Source organism: Pseudomonas sp. 22189 (assembly GCF_052045635.1).
GTDB classification, from domain to species: Bacteria; Pseudomonadota; Gammaproteobacteria; order Pseudomonadales; family Pseudomonadaceae; genus Aquipseudomonas; species Aquipseudomonas parakoreensis.
The window spans coordinates 251,409-270,130 of record NZ_JBQEPG010000007.1 but is presented as its reverse complement, the minus strand read 5'-3'; the positions used below and the strand labels follow the sequence as shown (position 1 = coordinate 270,130).

Genomic DNA, 18,722 nt, shown 5'->3' with positions numbered 1-18,722 from the left:
TTCAACGCATCGTTCGGCGCGGTGGTGGTCACGGTGCCAGTGGTCTTGCCCACTTCGATGGTGATGGTCTGGCCGTTGGCCAGAGTCACGACAACCGGCGAGCCAGTCACCGGCGCACCAACCGTAGCGGTGTAAGTGACAGTGCCGCCTTCAGCGACCGAAGTATCAGCGGTCAGTTTGACGGTCGAAGTATCGATGGTGTCAGTGACTTCGGTGACAGCTGGAACGGTGCTCGGAACAAGGTTCTCGAAATTGCCACCGCTGGTTCCGGTAATACTGACTTCAACCTTGCCGGCATCTTTGTAAACGTCATCGGCAGGCGCTGGAACGGTCACGGTACCGGTGGTTTTACCGGCTTCGATGGTGATGACGGAGCCATTGCTCAGGGTCACGGTCACCGGGGTGCCGGCCGGGTTGGTCAGGGTCGCGGTGTAGACAATCGAACCGCCTTCAGCGACGGAGCCAGTGGCGCTCAACGTCAGGTTGGTGGTGTCGACGGTGTCGGTCACGGTGGTGCTGACCGGCGTCTTGTCGGCCACGAGGTTTTCGTAGTTGCCACCGCTCACGCCAGTGATCGAGTTGGTCAGCGGCGCCTGGCCGTTCAACGCATCGTTCGGCGCGGTGGTGGTCACGGTGCCGGTGGTTTTACCCACTTCGATGGTGATGGACTGACCGTTGGCCAGAGTCACGACAACCGGCGAACCGGTCACGGGTGCACCAACCGTAGCGGTGTAAGTCACCGTGCCACCCTCGGCGACCGAGGTGTCAGCGGACAGTTTGACGGTCGAAGTATCGATGGTGTCGGTCACTTCGGTGACCGCAGGGACAGTGCTTGGCACCAGATTTTCGAAGTTGCCGCCGGTTGCACCGTTGATGCTGACTTCGACTTTGCCGGCATCTTTATAGACGTCATCGGCAGGTGCCGGAACAGTCACGGTACCGGTGGTTTTACCGGCTTCGATGGTGATGACGGAGCCATTGCTCAGGGTCACGGTCACCGGGGTGCCGGCCGGATTGGTCAAGGTCGCGGTGTAAACGATCGAACCGCCCTCAGCCACGGTAGCGGTCGCGCTCAACGTCAGGTTAGTGGTGTCGACGGTGTCGGTAACGGTGGTCGAAACCGGGGTTTTGTCGGCGACGAGGTTCTCGTAGTTACCGCCACTGACGTCGGTGATGGCATTGGTCAGCGGTGGGTTGCCGGTCAACGCATCGTTCGGCGCGGTGGTGGTCACGGTGCCGGTGGTTTTGCCCACTTCGATGGTGATGGTCTGACCGTTGGCCAGGGTCACGACAACTGGCGAACCGGTCACAGGTGCACCGACGGTGGCGGTGTAAGTGACAGTGCCGCCCTCAGCGACCGACGTATCGGCAGTCAGTTTGACGGTCGAGGTATCGATGGTGTCAGTGACTTCGGTAACAGCCGGAACGGTGCTCGGCACCAGGTTCTCGAAATTGCCACCGCTGGTGCCGGTGATGCTGACTTCGACCTTGCCGGCGTCTTTGTAGACGTCATCCGCAGGCGCCGGAACGGTCACGGTACCGGTGGTTTTGCCAGCCTCGATGGTGATGACGGAGCCGTTGCTCAACGTCACGGTCACCGGGGTGCCGGCCGGGTTGGTCAGGGTGGCGGTGTAAACGATCGAGCCGCCTTCAGCGACGGTGCCGGTGGCACTCAGCGACAGGTTGGTGGTGTCGATGGAGTCGGTGACGGTGGTGGTCGCCGGCGTGGTGTTCGGCACCAGATTCTCGAAGTTGCCGCCGGTCGCACCGGTAATCGTGGTGCTGACGGTGCCGCCGTTGTTGTAGACGTCGTTCGGCGCGGTCGGCACGTTGACGGTGCCAGTGGTCTGGCCGGCTTCGATGGTGATGGTCGAGCCGTTGGACAGGGTGACGGTGACCGGCGTCTGTGCCGGATTGGTCAGGGTCGCGGTGTAGGTGATCTGGCCACCTTCGACCACGGTACCGGTGGCGGTGAGGGTCAGGCCGGTGGTGTCGCGCGAATCGACGATGTTCGTCACGGCTGGCGTCGTGTTCGGCACCAGGTTCTCGAAGTTGCCGCCACTGGCACCGGTAATGGTGGTAGTGACGGTGCTGCCGTTGTTATAGACGTCGTTCGGCGCAGTGGGCACGTTGACGGTGCCTGTGGTCTGGCCCGCTTCGATGGTGATGGTCGAGCCGTTGGACAGGGTGACGGTGACCGGCGTCTGTGCCGGGTTGGTCAGGGTCGCGGTGTAGGTGATCTGACCACCTTCGGTGACGCTGCTGCCAGCGGTCAGGGTGACGGTGGTGGTGTCGATTGTGTCGGTGACCTGGGTCGTGGCCGGAGTGGTCGGCGGGGTCACGGTGATGCCGTTGCCGCCAGTGGTGCCGGTGACGGTCACGTCGATCTGGGTCGGGTCGTTGTAAACGGTGTCGTTCGGCGCCAGCGGCACGTTGACGGTGCCGGTGGTGGAGCCGGCCGGAATCACGATCACCGAGCCGTTGGACAGGGTGATGGTCAGGTCGGTCAGCGGCGCCTGGGTCAGGGTCGCGGTGTACACCAGCACGCCGCCGGCTTCGGTGATGGTCGGCGTGGCGTTGAGGCTCAGGGTCGATTCACGCAGGGCGTTGGCGGTGGTATCGGTGGTCTGGCCACCGGTGATGTTCTGCGCCGCTTGCGCACCGGCGTTGATGCCCGCGGTCGGGAAGCCGATGGTCGGGTCGACGCGGCCAGCAGTGGCGTCGAGCATCACGAAGCTGTGGCCGCCGCCTGCCGCGCCGCCAGTCCCCGCGGCGGTCGCGCCGGCAGCGGTGGCTTCAAGGGCAGTGGTCGGGTCGGCGCCGGCGGCGATGGCCTGCTGCAACTCGGCTACAGAAGGTGCGGCCTGCGCGGTGGCTTCGGCCAGGTCCGTGCTGGAGTCGGGCGCGTTGGCGCTCCACTGCGTTTCGCGACCCAGGTCCAGGGTGCGGCCATCCGCCAGTTCCAGCGATACAGCGCCGGAGAGGCCAGTATCGATCTGGTCGCCGACGAACAGGCGATCGCCTTCAACGAGCACGCGGCGTACACCCTCGGGGGATACCACGAATACCTGACCGACAATGCTTTTGACGATGGCAACAACACTGCTCATTGAAGACTCTCCGGGTGTTACGTTCAGTTGACTTCCATTGCCTGATGGCTTCGGCGCCGATTCAGTCTGGACGTACTTTTAAAATTTGCGAATCAAGTTTGACGCTTCTTTTCGTCAATATTTTGGCTAGATTCTTTCGCTATTAACTTTATGCCAAACTATTGACCTTCTGGGTGCCATCCTAAACAATCGCCCCACTAATGTCACATTGATATTTCCGCGGCGACCTATCCCTCAGCGTGTGATCCAGTTCCTATTTTGAACTTTCCGACATACGGTCATTCCGGTTGCCAATCATCCGACGCAGCAGCACGTTTTGCTGTGATTCAAGACAAGAAGTCCTGGGAAATCTTTACCATGCGTTTGCACTTGTTCAAGGCTCTACCCTTCGCTCTGGCCGCCTCTTTCGCCCATGCACAATCCTTACCGGAAGCCATGCAACAGGCACTGGATGTCCATCCGGAAATCCAGGCAGGGGTCAACAGTCGTTTGGCCGCGGATTATCAGTTAAAGGCTGCGAAAGGTGGATACCTGCCCAAGGTCGACCTGCTGGGCGGTTATGGCCGTGAGGGCACCGACAGCGTGACCACGCGCGCCAACGGTGGCGGCAACCACTGGGAGACGCTGAACCGCAGTGAGTCAAGTTTACGTCTCTCGCAAATGGTCTTTGACGGTTTTGCGACGTCGAGCGAAGTCGGGCGTCAACAAGCCACCGTCAACTCCCGCGCCTACTCCCTGCTGGGGACTTCCGAGCGCACCGCGCTGACCGTCGCCCAGGTGTACCTGGACGTGTTGACCCGCCGCGAATTCGTGCGTCTGGCCGAAGAAAACCTCAAGAGCCATCAGCGCATCTACGACCAGATTCAGCTGCGCACCCAGCGCGGCGTCGGCAGTGGTGCCGACCTCGATCAGGCCGAAGCGCGGATGGCACAGGCGCGTAATAACCTGATCACCGAGCAAACCAACCTCGCTGACTCCGAGACCAACTTCCTCAGTGCCGTCGGCCAGATGCCTGACCAGTTGGAGCGTCCGGCGCCGTTCATGGCGATGATGCCGGCCAACCTCAATGAAGCGCGGCAGCAGATGCTGGAAAACAGCCCGATCCTGCGCTCGGCCGAGTCCGATATCGCTGCTGCCGAGAAGCAGTACGAAACCGCCAAGTCGACCTTCTACCCACGTTTCGACGCCGAGCTGGGTCGCACCGCCGACAACGATCTCGACGGTCAGAACGGCCATAACAACGAGTGGCAGGCCATGCTGCGCATGCGCTTCAACCTGTACTCCGGTGGCAGCAACAAGGCCGATCTGGAATCCAAGTCGTACCTGTCGAACCAGGCGCTGGACATCCGCAACAACGCCCTGCGTCAGTTGAACGAAGAACTGGGCCTGGCCTGGAACGCCCTGAACAACTCCAATGCGCAGGTGCCGATCGCTCAGCAGTACGTTGATCACAGCACCGCCGTGCGTACCGCTTACCAGCGTCAATTCAGCCTCGGCGAGCGCACCCTGCTCGATTTGCTCGACAGCGAAAACGAGTTGTTCACCGCTTCGCGCCGTTTGGCCGAGATCAAGAACATTCAGTTATTTACTCAGTATCGAATCAAGGCGACCATGGGCGAGTTGCTCAAGAGCCAGGGAGTGGTCGCACCGTTGGCATCCGTCGTGCAGAACGATGTGAAGCCGAAGGTCCAACTGCCGGGTATGAATTGAGCAGAACCTTCATTGTTCAATTGTTAGCCAAGAGTGCCGAGCGTGGAATCAGAAGTCAGTCGAGTTCAACTCATTCATGATCCGCGCGCGATGCACGACGATCCGTTGCTGGATGGTCTGCTCGCTCTGTGCATGCTGCACCAGAAACCCGCCAGTGCGGCGATGCTCACCACCGGTCTGCCGCTGCCCAAGCAGCGCCTGAGTATCGAGTTGCTGCCCCGCGCAGCGGCTCGCGCCGGGCTGCAGGGTCGGGTGCTGCAACGCAAGCTGGAAGAGATTCCGGCGATTGCCATGCCGGCGCTGTTGCTGCTCAAGGATGGCCGCAGCGCCGTCCTGCTCGGCTGGCAAGGTGACAACGAAGCCCGGGTGCTGCTCAGCGAAAGCGACGGCGGCGAATCGGTGGTCAGCCGCGAACTGCTGGCCGACGACTACACCGGCAAAGTGTTCTTCGCCCAGCCGCAGCACAAATTCGACGTCAACCACGGCACGCTGATCCCGCGTGCGCGCTCGTGGTTCCGCGACACCCTCAAGCGTTCACGCTGGCTGTATGCCGATGCGATCGCCGCCAGTTTCCTGATCAACATCATCGCCATGGCCGCGCCGCTGTTCGTGATGAACGTCTACGACCGTGTGGTGCCGAACCAGGCCGAGGCGACTCTGTGGGTGCTGGCGCTGGGCATCACCGGTGCCTACATTTTCGATCTGATTCTCAAGAGCCTGCGCAGTCTGTGCCTGGATCTGGCCGGCAAGAAAACCGACCTGATCATCTCCGCGACGCTGTTCGAACGCATCGTCGGCATGGCCATGAAGTACCGCCCGGCGCGGGTCGGCAGTTTCGCGCAGAACATCCATGAGTTTCAGAGCCTGCGTGACTTTCTCGCCTCGCTGACCCTGACCAGCCTGATCGACCTGCCGTTCACCATTCTGATTTTCATCGTCATCGCCATTCTCGGCGGGCATCTGGTGTGGATTCCGGTGCTGGCGTTCCCGATTGCCTTGTTGATCGGTTACGCGCTGCAGAAACCGCTGGTCGCGACCATGGAGCGCACCATGGCCCTCGGCGCCGAGCGGCAGTCGAGCCTGATCGAAACCCTCGCCGGCCTCGACGCGGTCAAGGTCAACAACGCCGAAAGCGAACGCCAATACCAGTGGGAGCAGACCATCGGCACCCTCAGCCGCCTCGAGCTGCGGGTGAAAATGCTCTCCGGTCTGGCGATGAACATCACTCTGCTGATCCAGCAACTGGCCGGGGTGATCATGATCGTCTTCGGCGTGTACCAGATCATCGCCGGCAACCTGAGCATGGGCGGTCTGATTGCCTGCTACATGCTCAGCGGCCGCGCGCTCAGCCCGCTGGCCTCGTTGTCCGGTCTGTTGACCCGCTACCAGCAGGCGCGGGTGACCATGACCTCGGTCGATCAGATGATGGAGCTGCCGCAGGAGCGCAATTTCGAAGAGCGTCCGCTGAGCCGCAAGGTATTGCAGGGCGCGATCGAGTGCCGTCAGCTGAACTTCACCTACCCGGAACAACAGAACCCGGCGCTGAAGAACATCAACCTGGTGATCCGTCCCGGCGAGAAGATCGGCATCATCGGCCGCAGCGGTTCGGGCAAGAGTTCGCTGGCGAAACTGCTGGTCGGCCTGTACCAACCGGATGACGGCGCGCTGCTGGTAGATGGCGTCGACATCCGCCAGATCGACGTCAGCGAGTTGCGCTACAACATCGGCTACGTGCCGCAGGACATCCAACTGCTGGCCGGCACCCTGCGCGACAATCTGGTTTCCGGCGCGCGTTATGTCGAAGACGAACTGGTGCTGCAAGCCGCAGAGCTCGCGGGCGTGCACGAATTCGCCCGTCTGCACCCGCAAGGCTATGAACTGCAAGTCGGCGAGCGCGGGCAGAACCTGTCCGGCGGCCAGCGGCAGAACGTTGCGCTGGCGCGGGCGTTGCTGCTCAACCCGCCGATCCTGCTGCTCGACGAACCGACCAGCGCCATGGACAACACCGGCGAAGAACGCCTCAAGCAACGCCTGGCTGCCGTCGTTGAAAACAAGACCGTGGTGCTGGTGACGCACCGGGCCTCGCTGCTGTCGCTGGTCGACCGCCTGCTGGTGGTCGACCGTGGACAGATTCTCGCCGATGGCCCGAAAGCCGCCGTGATGGAAGCGTTGAAGAAGGGGCAGATCAGTGTTGCTTAAGTCGGGTGTCAAAGAGTCGATCCGCCGCTACTTCAAGGGTTCTGCCTCGCTGCAGGGCCAGCCGCTGCCGGAGGTCAACAAGGCGTTGATCGAGGACGCCCCGCGCGTCGTGCGCCTGACCATCTGGGCAATCATCGGCTTCTTCCTGTTCCTGCTGCTGTGGGCCAACTTCGCCGTGATCGACGAAGTGACCAAGGGCGACGGCAAGGCGATTCCGTCGTCGAAGATCCAGAAAATCCAGAACCTGGAGGGCGGGATCGTTTCGGAAATGTTCGTCAAGGAAGGCCAGATCGTCGAGGCCGGCGCACCGCTGATTCGCCTGGACGATACGCGATTTGCTTCCAACGTCGGCGAAACCGAGGCTGATCGCCTGTCGATGCTGTTGCGCGTCGAGCGCCTGAGCGCCGAGGTCGATGACCGTCCGCTGAACTTCCCGGAAGACGTGCTCAAAGCCGTGCCGGGTCAGGCGAAAAGCGAAGAGTCGTTGTACATCAGCCGTCGTCAGCAATTGCATGACGAAATCGGTGGTTTGCAGGAACAATTGATTCAGCGTCAGCAAGAACTGCGCGAATTCAGTTCCAAGCAAGCGCAATATCGTCAGCAACTGGGCCTGCAGCGCCAGGAAATCAACATGTCCGAACCACTGGTGGCACAGGGTGCCGTATCGCCGGTGGAAGTGCTGCGCCTCAAGCGTGCCGAAGTCGAAACCCGTGGTCAGCTCGACGCCACCACGCTGGCCATCCCGCGCGCCGAATCGGCAATCAAGGAGGTCCAGCGCAAGATCGACGAGACGCGCGGCAAATTCCGCAGCGAAGCGCTGACTCAGCTCAACGAAGCCCGCACCGACCTGAACAAGGCCCAGGCCACCGGCAAAGCGCTGGAAGACCGGGTCAGCCGGACGCTGGTCACCTCGCCGGTGCGCGGCATCGTCAACAAGTTGCTGGTCAACACCATCGGCGGCGTGATCCAGCCCGGCAGCGACATGGTGGAAATCGTGCCGCTGGATGACACCTTGCTGGTCGAAGCCAAGATCCGCCCGCAGGACATTGCCTTCCTGCATCCGGGGCAGGAAGCGATCGTCAAATTCACCGCGTACGACTACACCATTTATGGCGGGCTGAAAGCCAAACTGGAGCAGATCGGTGCCGACACCATCACCGACGAAGACAAGAAAACCACCTACTACATGATCAAGGTGCGCACCGAGCGCAGCCACTTGGGCACCGATGACAAGCCGCTGCTGATCATTCCGGGGATGGTGGCGTCGGTGGATATCATCACCGGCAAGAAATCGGTGCTGAGCTATCTGCTCAAGCCGATCATTCGGGCGCGGGCCGAGGCACTGCACGAGCGTTAGATTTGCAGCGCGGCTGATGGCCTCTTCGCGAGCAGGCTCGCTCCCACATTGGATCTTTGTTAAGCACTCATTTTGTGTTCACCAGCGAACCCCTGTGGGAGCGAGCCTGCTCGCGAAGGCGTCAGCGGGAATAACACACTCCTGTCAGTAAGTGACACAAATCGTCACTCACCATCCCGTCCATTCCTCACCAACCGCCATATCGTTATTCATTAACGGTATTTAATTTCCAGTTCTTATAGCTATAAAGTCACCCACCTGCGTACCTGCCGACCAATCGGCGCGCCGCACGACCTGAACCGACACGCAATCCAGCGTGAGTGTCTGATCGACGTGCGCGCCCGTGAGCGCGCCGTGCGTGGGAGATTGAAAGATGTCCGCAGCTACTGCCACCCCAAGCGCCGCGACTGCCGCGCCGCAAGCCTTTGAAATCCGTCCGTTCAGCGGTGCCGTCGGTGCCGAGATCATCGGCCTGGACCTGACCCGGCCGGTCAACGATCAGGACTTCGCGCGCATTCATCGCGCGCATCTGGATCACCATGTCGTGGTGTTCCGCGACCAGCGCATCACCCCGCAACAGCAGATCGATTTCAGTCGCCGCTTCGGCGTGTTGCAGATTCACGTGCTCAAGCAGTTCCTGCTGGCCAATCACCCGGAAATCCTCATCGTTTCCAACATCGTCGAGAACGGCCAGAACATCGGCCTCGGTGACGCTGGCAAGTTCTGGCACTCCGACCTTTCCTATAAAGAGCTGCCGAGCCTCGGTTCGATGCTGCATGCGCAGGAATTGCCGTCCGAGGGCGGCGACACGTTGTTCGCCGACATGCACAAAGCCTGGGACAACCTGCCCGAGGCGCTGCGCAAAGCCGTGCAAGGCCGCTCGGCCGCGCATTCCTACACCGCGCGCTACAGCGAAACCAAATTCGAAGGCAACTGGCGTCCGACCCTGACCCCGGAGCAACTGGCGCAGGTCGCCGAAGTGGTGCATCCGATCGTCCGTACGCACCCGGAAAACGGCCGCAAGGCATTGTTCGTCAGCGAAGGCTTCACCACCCGCATCGTCGGCCTGCCGGAAGACGAGAGCAAACAACTGCTGGCCGAGCTCTACGCCCACAGCGTGCTGCCGCAAAACATCTACCGCCATCAGTGGCAGCCCCACGACATGGTGTTCTGGGACAACCGTTCGCTGATCCACCTTGCCGCCGGCTGCCCCGCGCACCTGCGCCGCAAGCTGTATCGCACGACCATCCAGGGCGACGCGCCTTTCTGATTTGCCGGAGATTCGATCATGTCCAAACGTCTTCCCTTTGCACCGCTGGCGGCGGCCATCGGCCTGGGTTTCAGCCTGCTTGCCGGTAGCCTGGTGGCGCCAACCGTGGCCCACGCCGAAGGTGAAATCCGCATCGCCGAACAGTTCGGGATTGTCTATTTATTGCTCAACGTGGTGCGCGATCAGGGCCTGATCGAGAAGTACGGCAAGCAGCAAGGCCTCGACATCAAGGTCGACTGGACGCAGCTCTCGGGCGGCGCGGCGGTCAACGATGCGCTGTTGTCGGGTTCTATCGACATTGCCGGCGCCGGCGTCGGCCCGCTGCTGACCATCTGGGATCGCACCCACGGCAAGCAGAACGTCAAGGCAGTCGCCTCGCTCGGCAACTTCCCGTACTACCTGGTCAGCAACAATCCCAAGGTCAAAACCATTGCCGACTTCACCGAGAAGGACCGCATTGCGGTGCCGGCGGTGGGCGTGTCGGTGCAGTCGCGCTTCCTGCAATTCGCCGCGGCCAAACAATGGGGAGACAAGGAATTCAATCGCCTCGACAAGTACACCATCGCCGTGCCGCACCCGGATGCGACCGCTGCGCTGATTGCCGGCGGCACCGAGCTGACCGGGCATTTCTCCAACCCGCCGTTCCAGGATCAGGCGCTGCAGAATTCCAACGTGCACGTGGTGCTCAACTCCTACGACATCCTCGGCCCGAACTCGCCGACGGTGCTGTTTGCCACCGAGAAATTCCGCAACGACAACCCGAAAACCTACAAAGCTTTCGTCGAGGCGCTGAGCGAAGCCGCGCAATTTGCGCAGAACGATAAGGGCGCGGCGGCGGACACCTACATCCGCGTGACCAAGGCCAGGATCGACCGCGCCGAGCTGCTGAAAATCATCGACAACCCGCAATTCGAATTCAGCGTCACGCCGAAAAATACCTATCCGCTGGCCGAATTCCTCTACCGCGTCGGCGCGATCAAGAACAAACCGGAGTCGTGGAAGGACTACTTCTTCCAGGACGCCAAACCGCTGCAAGGGAGCTGATCGAGATGAACGCCCCTTTGCAAGGCCACGCGGCCAGCAACCCGGTCGCCAGCACGCAAGCGCTGCTGGCGGTGGATAACGTCAGCCTCGAATACCGCACTCCGCAACGGGTGGTGCGGGCCACCCATCAGGTCAGCTTCGAAATCGATCCGGCGGACCGCTTTGTGCTGCTCGGCCCGTCCGGCTGCGGCAAGTCGACTTTGCTCAAGGCCGCTGCCGGTTTCATTGCGCCGAGCGAAGGCGAGATTCGCCTGCAAGGTCAGCGGGTCGAGGGACCCGGTCCGGACCGGATCGTGGTGTTCCAGGAGTTCGATCAACTGCCGCCGTGGAAAACCGTGAAACAGAACGTGATGTTTCCGCTGCTGGCCTCGCGAACCTTGAACAAAAAAGACGCTGAACAACGCGCGCTGCACTATCTGGAAAAAGTCGGACTGGCGGCGTTCGCCGATGCCTATCCCCACACCTTGTCCGGCGGCATGAAGGCGCGGGTGGCGATTGCCCGGGCGTTGGCGATGCAGCCGAAAATCCTTTTGATGGACGAGCCGTTCGCTGCGCTGGATGCGCTGACCCGGCGCAAGATGCAGGAAGAATTGCTGCTGCTCTGGGAAGAAGTGCGCTTCACCTTGCTGTTCGTCACCCACTCGATTGAAGAGGCGTTGGTGGTCGGCAACCGCATCCTGTTGCTGTCGCCACATCCGGGGCGGGTGCGCGCCGAAGTGCACAGCCATCAATACGATCTGCAAAGCCTCGGCGGCGTGGCGTTTCAGGAATCGGCGCGGCGCATTCACCGTTTGCTGTTCGATGAAGGCCAGTCGCCGGAAACCGAGCGTGACCATGACTTCAACGACATTCGTATCGCTTATTGAGCGTTCTGGAGGATTGCCCGATGAGCCAGCCATCATCTGTACGACAAGAGTTTGAAACCGTCCTTGAACCATTGACCAGCGTGCCGCTTGAGCGCGAATTGCCGTTGGCGCAACGCCTGTGGCAACAGGGCTGGCTGCGTAAGAGTGTGATCTTGATTCTGCTGGCGATCCTCTGGGAAGTGATCGCCCGGGTGCAGAACAACGACCTGTTGCTGCCGAGCTTTCTGCAGACCGGCCACGCGCTGTACGACGGCCTGCTCAGCGGCGAGCTGCTGGGCAAGGTGTGGATATCGCTGGTGGTGCTGATCAAGGGTTACCTGATCGGTATCGTGCTGGCATTCGCCCTGACCACGCTGGCGGTGTCGACCCAGTTCGGTCGCGACCTGCTGAGCACCCTGACCTCGATGTTTAACCCGCTGCCGGCGATTGCCTTGCTGCCGCTGGCGTTGCTCTGGTTCGGCCTTGGGCAGAACAGCCTGATTTTCGTGCTGGTGCATTCGGTGCTGTGGGCGCTGGCGTTGAACACCTACGCAGGCTTTCTCGGCGTCTCGGAAACCCTGCGCATGGCCGGGCGTAACTACGGGCTGAAGGGCATGCGTTTTGTGCTGTTCATCCTGATCCCGGCAGCGCTGCCGTCGATCCTCGCCGGGTTGAAAATCGGCTGGGCGTTTGCCTGGCGCACGCTGATCGCCGCCGAGCTGGTGTTCGGCGCCACCAGCGGCAAGGGCGGGTTAGGCTGGTACATCTTCCAGAACCGCAATGAGCTGTACACCGACAAGGTGTTTGCCGGATTGGCGGTGGTGATCCTGATCGGGTTGCTGGTGGAGAATCTGGTGTTCGACACGCTGGAGCGGGTCACCGTAAAGCGCTGGGGCATGCAGCGCTGATGTGTATTGACTGAGCTGGCCCTATCGCTGGCAAGCCAGCTCCCACAGGAGTTTCGCCGGCCATAGACTTTGTGGAAGCTCACAATCCTTGTGGGAGCTGGCTTGCCAGCGATGGTGTCCTTAAAGCCGCCAACTTAAGGGATGTTTGCTAGCATTGCACCCGGATCAATCCAGATCAGCCACGAGTGCTCTGCATGCAACTCCCGGACATGAATCTCCTGGTCGCCCTCGACGCCCTGCTCGACGAGGGCAGTGTGGTTGGCGCCGCGCGGCGGATGAACCTCAGCCCTGCCGCCATGAGCCGCACCCTGACGCGTATCCGCGAGGCGATCGGCGATCCGATCCTGGTGCGCGCCGGTCGTGGCCTGGTACCCACCCCCAAAGCCCTCGAATTGCGCGAGCAGGTGCGCGATGTGGTCGAGCAGGCGGCGCTGCTGTTTCGCTCCGCCGACAGCGTGGATTTGGGTACCTTGCGGCGGCGCTTCAGTATCCGCGCCAATGACTTTTTCATCGGCGTGTACGGCGGCAAGCTGTTCGACACCCTCGACCAGCAGGCGCCGCACTGCGAATTGCGCTTCGTTCCCGAGGGCGATGGCGACGACGAAGCGCTGCGCGAAGGACGGATTGATCTGAGTGTCAGCAACACCCGTCCGGTGACCCCGGAAGTCAAAGTGCAGAACCTGTTCTCCACGCATTTTGTCGGTCTGGTGCGTGAGGATCATCCACTGCTCGACGGCGAAATCACCGCCGAGCGCTATGCCGGTTATTCGCATATCAGCATGTCGCGCCGTGGCATTGCTCGCGGCCCCATCGACACTGCGTTGAACGCCTTGGGCCTGGAGCGGCGGGTGGCGGTGATTGCACCAAGCTTCCACGCGGCGATGTTTGCCTTGCCCGATTCCGACCTGATCCTGCCGGTGCCCAAGGAAGCGTTGCTCAGCGTGCGCCGACTGGGCCTGAAGCTGCGCTCGTTCAATCTGCCGATCCCGTTGCCGACGCTGATGCTGACCCAGGCCTGGCACCCGCGCTTCGACAAGGACCCGGCGCACCGCTGGCTGCGCGAAACGCTGAAGGCCTGTTGCGATGAGACGTGGCTGGCCGCGCAGCCCTGAAGGGCCAAAAGATCGCAGCCTTCGGCAGCTCCTACAGGGAAGCGCAGTCCGTAGGAGCTGCCGAAGGCTGCGATCTTTTGCTTTAAACTATTGTGTCTGACGCACTTATAACCTGCCAATAAGTCAATTTTCGTCAGCACTAAGCCTTACTAAAATGCTCCGGTATTTTCCCTCCGGAGTGTGTACTCATGACATCCCTGACCGTCCCGGCGAACGTCGCTGCGGCCAGTCCGGCGACGGCGGCCACGCCACCGGTGTTCGGCGCGCGGATCATCACTGGTCTGGTCGGCGTGCTGCTGGCGGTGCTGGTCTCGGGCCTCAACGAGATGGTGACCAAAGTCGCTTTGGCCGACATCCGTGGTGCGCTGAACATCGGTTACGACGAAGGCACCTGGCTGGTGTCCTGCTACGCCGCGACTTCGGTGGCGGCGATGGCGTTTGCGCCGTGGTGCTCGGTGACGTTTTCCCTGCGCCGCTTCACCCTCTGCGCGATCAGTCTGTTCACGCTGCTCGGCGTGCTGTGCCCGTTTGCCCCGAACTACGAAAGCCTGCTGCTGATGCGCACCTTGCAAGGCCTGGCGGGAGGCGCGTTGCCGCCGATGCTGATGACCGTCGCCCTGCGCTTTCTGCCGGCCAATTTCAAACTTTATGGCCTGGCCGGCTATGCGCTGACGGCGACGTTCGGCCCGGGTCTTGGCACGCCGCTGGCCGGGTTGTGGAGCGAATACGTCGGCTGGCAATGGACGTTCTGGCAAATCATCGTGCCGTGTCTGATTGCCATGGCGATGGTGGCCTGGGGCATTCCGCAGGATCCGCTGCGCCTGGAACGCCTCAAGACCTTCAACTGGAAAGGCCTGCTGCTGGGTTTTCCGGCGATCTGCATGCTGGTGATTGGCTTGCTCCAGGGCAATCGGCTGGACTGGTTCGAGTCGAGCCTGATCTGCGCATTGCTCGGCGCCGGCGCGCTGTTGCTGCTGGCGTTTCTGATCCATGAATGGTCGCAGCCGATTCCGTTTTTCAAGCTGCAGATGCTCGGCATTCGCAACCTGGCGTTCGCACTGATGACCCTGGCCGGGGTGCTGGTGGTGTTGCAGGCGGTGGTGCTGATTCCGTCGAGCTATCTCGCGCAGGTGCAGGGTTATCGCCCGGTGCAGACCGCGCCGATCATGCTGATCGCGGCGTTGCCGCAGCTGATCGCGCTGCCGCTGGTGGCGGCGCTGTGCAACCTGCGCTGGGTCGATTGTCGCTGGGTGCTGGGCATCGGTTTGAGCATGCTCACGCTGTCCTGCCTGGGCGGCTCGCTGCTGACTTCGGAGTGGATCCGCGACAACTTCTACGTCCTGCAATGGTTGCAGATTTTCGGTCAGCCGATGTCGGTGCTGCCGCTGTTGATGCTCTCGACCGGCAGCATCCAGCCGCAGGACGGCCCGTTCGCTTCGGCGTGGTTCAACACGGTGAAAGGCCTCGCGGCGGTGATCGCCACCGGCGTCATCGAGGCGCTGACCACCGCGCGCCTGCATTTTCACTCGACCATGTTGATCGACAACCTCGGTAATTCACCGTTGGCCGATCGCAGCGATCCGGGCCTTGCCCATCGCCTGCACGAACAGGCCGTGGTGCTGACGTCCTCTGATCTCTATGTGTGCATGGCCGGCGTCGCGGTGGCGCTGATCCTGCTGATTTTCTGGCTGCCGACGCGGATTTTTCCGCCCCGCGCGCCGACCTGATGGCTGTACTGAAACAGAAGGTTTTTATGACGACTCAAGCAAAGCAAAAACTCGCGGTGGCCGTGGCCGCCGCACTGGCGGTCGGCGTGTTGCTGTACCTGGCGGTGCCGGGACTGTTCGGCAAGCGCACCCAGCAAAATACCAACGACGCGTTCGTTTCCGCCGACTTCACCTTGGTGGTGCCGCGCGTGGCCGGGTTCATCAAGGAAGTGCTGGTGGAAGACAACCAGCAGGTCAAGGCCGGGCAACTGCTGGCGTTGATCGATGATCGCGATTTGCGCGCCGCCGCTGAAGCGGCCGATGCGCAAACCCTGGTCGCCCGGGCTCAGTTGCAAAACGCCAAGGCCACGCTGGAGCGGCAGACCTCGGTGATTGCTCAGGCGCAGGCCTCGGTGGTCTCGGCCAAGGCAGAAATGGCCTTCGCCCAGCAGGAACTCAATCGCTACAACCACCTCGCCGGTGTAGGTGCCGGCACGGTGCAGAACGCGCAACAAGCCCGCACGCGTATTGATCAGGCAACCGCTCGGCTCGATACCGCCAGCGCGAAGCTCGCGGCTGAGCGCAAGCAGGTAGAGATTCTCTCCGCGCAGCGCGATGCCGCCGAAGGCAATCTGAAGCATGCGCAAGCGGCACTGGAAATCGCCAGTTTCGAGCTGTCCTACACGCGCATCACTGCGCCGCAGGACGGCATGGTCGGCGAGCGTGCGGTGCGCGTCGGCGCCTATGTCACGCCGGGCAGCAAGTTGCTGGCGGTGGTGCCGTTGCAGCAGGCGTATGTGGTCGCCAACTTTCAGGAAACCCAACTCACCGACGTGCAGCCGGGGCAGCACGTGCAGGTACGCGTCGACAGCCTCGGCGGTGAAGCCTTGAGCGGTCGCGTCGAAAGTATCGCCCCCGCCACCGGCGTGACATTCGCCGCGGTGAAACCGGACAACGCCACGGGCAACTTCACCAAAGTCGTGCAGCGGATTCCGGTGAAGATCGTGCTTGAGCCGGGTCAGCCAATGGCCGAGCGTTTGCGGGTGGGCATGTCGGTGGAGGCGAGTATCGACACTCGCCGTTCGGCGTCGGCGGAGCGCGAGGTGACTCAGCGATGATTTTTGTTGAATCGGCTGGCGACATCGCTGGCAAGCCAGCTCCCACAGAGGGTGTGCAGACTGGCCGGGATTCTCACTCCAAACAGAGTTCTCTGTGGGAGCTGGCTTGCCAGCGAAGAGGCCCGTGGCAGCAACTCGCACTCGGTGCCTTGCTTACCCTTGGCCTCAGCGCCTGCACCGTCGGCCCGGACTTCCACAAGCCCGAAGCCACACAGATCACCGACTGGGCCAAACCCGCCAAGTCCGCCCCCAGCCAGGCGGTCAGCGAACCGCTGAACGAACGCTGGTGGGAGGTTTTCCACGACCCGCAACTCTCAGCCCTGACCCAGCGGGCGATGAACAGCAACCTCGATCTGCAGCTGGCCGGCAGCCGCTTGCAACAAAGCCGTGCCGCGCGCCAGGTGATCACCGCTGATCGCTACCCGAACACCGCCGCTAACGGCAGCTACGCGCGAAAGCGCAACAGTGGCGAAGGCCTGAATGACCCGTCCGGGCACAACGGCGATTCCGCTTTCAACCTGTGGGACGCCGGTTTTTCCGCCTCGTGGGAACTGGATGTCTGGGGCCGCGTGCGCCGTGAAACCGAAGCCGCCGATGCCAACCTCGAAGTCGCCGAAAACGACCGACGCGGTGTGCTGCTGGCAGTGCTGGCCGACACCGCGCAGAACTACATCCAGCTGCGCGGCGTGCAAAACACCCGCGCGGTCACCGAGCAGAACCTCGACGTCGCCCGGCACAGCCTCAAGCTGTCACAACTGCGCCTCAACGACGGTGTGGCAACCGATCTGGATGTCGCCGAAGCCGCCGCTCAGGTCGCGGCCATCGAATCGCGTCTGCCAGCGCTTGAACAACGCCAGTCGCAACTGATCAACGCGATCAGTCTGTTGATGGGCGAGCCACCGCAAGCGCTGGTCAAAGAGTTATCCACAGACGCTGCCGTGCCGCAGTCACCGCTGCAAGTCGCCATCGGCCTGCCGTCGCAACTGGCCGAACGCCGACCGGACATCCGCCAGGCCGAGGCGCGCCTGCACGCCGCCACTGCCAACATCGGCGTGGCCAAAGGCGACTTCTATCCGCGCATCACCCTGTCCGGCAACCTCGGCTCGCAGGCAATGCAACTGAGCGATTTCGGCTCCTGGGGCTCGCGAGCTTTTGGTATCGGCCCGCAATTCAGCCTGCCGCTGTTCGACGGCGGCCACCTGCGCGGCATGCTGCAACTGCGCGAAGCCCAGCAACAGGAAGCGGCCATCGCCTATCAGCAGACCGTGCTGCGCGCCTGGCATGAAATCGACGATCAACTGACCGCCTACAACGCCAGCCAACGCCGCCGCGACAGCCTCGCCGAAGCAGTGCGGCAGAACCAGATCGCCCTGCGCACCGCGCAACAGCAATACGTCGAAGGCGTGGTCGATTTCGTCAACGTCCTTACCGTGCAAGGCGCGTTGCTGGCCACTCAGGAGCAGTGGGTGGAGAGTTCGACGGGTGTGTCGTTGGCGATGGTCGGGTTATACAAGGCGTTGGGTGGGGGATGGGAGTCGGTGTATCCGGTGGGGGAGATGGCGCAGCGCTGAGATTGCGCCTGAGGGAGCAAATTGGCGAATTCGATTGGCCACTATACGGCTATTGCACAGTGGAAGATTCACAGGTTGAAGCGGGTTATGGCTGTTCAGCCTGCGAAATTTTCGATTTTGATTTGCCCGTCGGGGAAGGTCGCGATGATTTCAAGTTCGCCACCCATTGCCCGGATATAGTTGCGCAGCGTGCTGATGTACATATCGGTACGGCGCTCCATTTTCGAGATGGCCGCTTGGTTGACGTGCAGCATTTCAGCCAGCGTGGCCTGGCTCAAGGCCTTGGCTTGTCGCAGTTCGTTAAGCGGCATTTCCTTGATGTGTTGTTCGTAGATCGAATCGGCAAGCGCCCGTGCTTCGGGTGTCATGCGTGCTTCGAGGTCGGCGAATTTCTTAGCCATTGTTGCAACCCTCTTTGCGCAATGTTTCGAGATGCTCATCGTACAGTCGATCGGCGAGCGGGACGTTGAGTTCATACCAGCGGTCCTGACCGGTTTTATCTCCACCGATCAAAAGCAACGCGCAGCGTCTTGGATCAAACGCATAGAGCACGCGATACGGTCGCCCGCCATGCTGGACGCGCAATTCCCGTAAATGACCATGCCGCGCGCCATTGATTGCACTGCTATGCGGAAAACGCAGGCCTGGGCCGAATTGCCCAAGCAGTTTGACGCTTGCCGCCACAGAACTCTGCTCGCTCTCAGTCAGTTCTTCCCACCAGTTGCCGAACTCGTCGGTGTATTCGATATCCCAATTCATGGGCACTAATATG

14 protein-coding genes are annotated in these 18,722 nt (G+C 61.8%); 11 read left to right on the top strand and 3 right to left on the bottom strand.

From position 1 onward, the window contains the following. On the bottom strand, positions 1 to 3,110 hold a 3,110-nt coding region (locus ACTJKS_RS10255; protein WP_440828828.1), incomplete at its 3' end, for a retention module-containing protein. 357 nt (positions 3,111 to 3,467) lie between these two features. Between ACTJKS_RS10255 and ACTJKS_RS10250 the strand changes: the two genes are divergently transcribed. The 11 genes from ACTJKS_RS10250 (at position 3,468) to ACTJKS_RS10200 (ending at position 17,950) form a co-directional block, all read left to right on the top strand. Further along, the gene (locus ACTJKS_RS10250) at positions 3,468 to 4,820 is read left to right on the top strand and encodes a TolC family outer membrane protein (protein ID WP_440828827.1); all 1,353 of its coding nucleotides are present in this window, start codon (positions 3,468 to 3,470) and stop codon (positions 4,818 to 4,820) included. Between the two features lie 42 nt (positions 4,821 to 4,862). After that, complete coding sequence (locus ACTJKS_RS10245; RefSeq protein WP_095137824.1) at positions 4,863 to 7,019, top strand: type I secretion system permease/ATPase; 2,157 nt, start codon at positions 4,863 to 4,865, stop codon at positions 7,017 to 7,019. Beyond that, positions 7,009 to 8,376, top strand: a complete 1,368-nt coding sequence (locus tag ACTJKS_RS10240; RefSeq protein ID WP_041070920.1) for an HlyD family type I secretion periplasmic adaptor subunit — start codon at positions 7,009 to 7,011, stop codon at positions 8,374 to 8,376. The genes ACTJKS_RS10245 and ACTJKS_RS10240 overlap by 11 nt, the downstream gene beginning before the upstream one ends. A 373-nt stretch (positions 8,377 to 8,749) precedes the next feature. Beyond that, positions 8,750 to 9,646 carry a TauD/TfdA dioxygenase family protein gene (locus tag ACTJKS_RS10235; protein ID WP_198759178.1) on the top strand — a complete coding sequence of 299 codons (897 nt, stop codon included), beginning with the start codon at positions 8,750 to 8,752 and terminating at the stop codon, positions 9,644 to 9,646. 18 nt (positions 9,647 to 9,664) lie between these two features. Next, a complete protein-coding gene (locus tag ACTJKS_RS10230) occupies positions 9,665 to 10,690 on the top strand; it encodes an ABC transporter substrate-binding protein (RefSeq protein ID WP_108181300.1) in 1,026 nt (341 codons plus the stop codon). Between the two features lie 5 nt (positions 10,691 to 10,695). Continuing rightward, entirely contained in the window at positions 10,696 to 11,556 is an 861-nt protein-coding gene (locus ACTJKS_RS10225; RefSeq protein ID WP_041070929.1) for an ABC transporter ATP-binding protein, read from the top strand. Between the two features lie 20 nt (positions 11,557 to 11,576). Continuing rightward, positions 11,577 to 12,443 (top strand): ABC transporter permease, encoded by an 867-nt coding sequence (locus ACTJKS_RS10220; RefSeq protein ID WP_108181302.1) that lies wholly within the window; start codon positions 11,577 to 11,579, stop codon positions 12,441 to 12,443. Positions 12,444 to 12,637: 194 nt separating this feature from the next. Further along, complete coding sequence (locus tag ACTJKS_RS10215; RefSeq protein WP_041070933.1) at positions 12,638 to 13,555, top strand: LysR family transcriptional regulator; 918 nt, start codon at positions 12,638 to 12,640, stop codon at positions 13,553 to 13,555. A gap of 188 nt (positions 13,556 to 13,743) precedes the next feature. Next, positions 13,744 to 15,282: an MFS transporter gene (locus tag ACTJKS_RS10210; RefSeq protein WP_108181303.1), complete on the top strand. Its 1,539-nt coding sequence runs from the start codon at positions 13,744 to 13,746 to the stop codon at positions 15,280 to 15,282. A 26-nt stretch (positions 15,283 to 15,308) separates the two neighbouring features. Beyond that, entirely contained in the window at positions 15,309 to 16,379 is a 1,071-nt protein-coding gene (locus ACTJKS_RS10205) for an HlyD family secretion protein (protein ID WP_262949383.1), read from the top strand. Then, the gene (locus tag ACTJKS_RS10200) at positions 16,376 to 17,950 is read left to right on the top strand and encodes an efflux transporter outer membrane subunit (protein ID WP_262949384.1); all 1,575 of its coding nucleotides are present in this window, start codon (positions 16,376 to 16,378) and stop codon (positions 17,948 to 17,950) included. Before ACTJKS_RS10205 ends, ACTJKS_RS10200 begins: the two co-directional genes overlap by 4 nt. A gap of 95 nt (positions 17,951 to 18,045) precedes the next feature. Here ACTJKS_RS10200 and ACTJKS_RS10195 read toward each other — a convergent pair whose 3' ends face one another. Together ACTJKS_RS10195 and ACTJKS_RS10190 are read right to left on the bottom strand one after the other, a co-directional pair. Continuing rightward, positions 18,046 to 18,351 (bottom strand): XRE family transcriptional regulator, encoded by a 306-nt coding sequence (locus ACTJKS_RS10195; RefSeq protein ID WP_098966556.1) that lies wholly within the window; start codon positions 18,349 to 18,351, stop codon positions 18,046 to 18,048. Beyond that, complete coding sequence (locus tag ACTJKS_RS10190) at positions 18,344 to 18,709, bottom strand: type II toxin-antitoxin system RelE/ParE family toxin (protein ID WP_047290723.1); 366 nt, start codon at positions 18,707 to 18,709, stop codon at positions 18,344 to 18,346. The genes ACTJKS_RS10195 and ACTJKS_RS10190 overlap by 8 nt, the downstream gene beginning before the upstream one ends. Between the last annotated feature and the right edge of the window lie 13 nt (positions 18,710 to 18,722).

What these genes read in the sequence shown, in the direction of transcription:
- ACTJKS_RS10250 (WP_440828827.1), top strand. Translation starts at nt 3,468, where the DNA reads ATGCGTTTGCACTTGTTCAAGGCTCTACCCTTCGCTCTGGCCGCCTCT.
- ACTJKS_RS10205 (WP_262949383.1), top strand. Translation starts at nt 15,309, where the DNA reads ATGACGACTCAAGCAAAGCAAAAACTCGCGGTGGCCGTGGCCGCCGCA.
- ACTJKS_RS10200 (WP_262949384.1), top strand. Translation starts at nt 16,376, where the DNA reads ATGATTTTTGTTGAATCGGCTGGCGACATCGCTGGCAAGCCAGCTCCC.
- ACTJKS_RS10195 (WP_098966556.1), bottom strand. Translation starts at nt 18,351, where the DNA reads ATGGCTAAGAAATTCGCCGACCTCGAAGCACGCATGACACCCGAAGCA.
- ACTJKS_RS10190 (WP_047290723.1), bottom strand. Translation starts at nt 18,709, where the DNA reads ATGAATTGGGATATCGAATACACCGACGAGTTCGGCAACTGGTGGGAA.
- ACTJKS_RS10220 (WP_108181302.1), top strand. Translation starts at nt 11,577, where the DNA reads ATGAGCCAGCCATCATCTGTACGACAAGAGTTTGAAACCGTCCTTGAA.
- ACTJKS_RS10215 (WP_041070933.1), top strand. Translation starts at nt 12,638, where the DNA reads ATGCAACTCCCGGACATGAATCTCCTGGTCGCCCTCGACGCCCTGCTC.
- ACTJKS_RS10210 (WP_108181303.1), top strand. Translation starts at nt 13,744, where the DNA reads ATGACATCCCTGACCGTCCCGGCGAACGTCGCTGCGGCCAGTCCGGCG.
- ACTJKS_RS10230 (WP_108181300.1), top strand. Translation starts at nt 9,665, where the DNA reads ATGTCCAAACGTCTTCCCTTTGCACCGCTGGCGGCGGCCATCGGCCTG.
- ACTJKS_RS10225 (WP_041070929.1), top strand. Translation starts at nt 10,696, where the DNA reads ATGAACGCCCCTTTGCAAGGCCACGCGGCCAGCAACCCGGTCGCCAGC.
- ACTJKS_RS10235 (WP_198759178.1), top strand. Translation starts at nt 8,750, where the DNA reads ATGTCCGCAGCTACTGCCACCCCAAGCGCCGCGACTGCCGCGCCGCAA.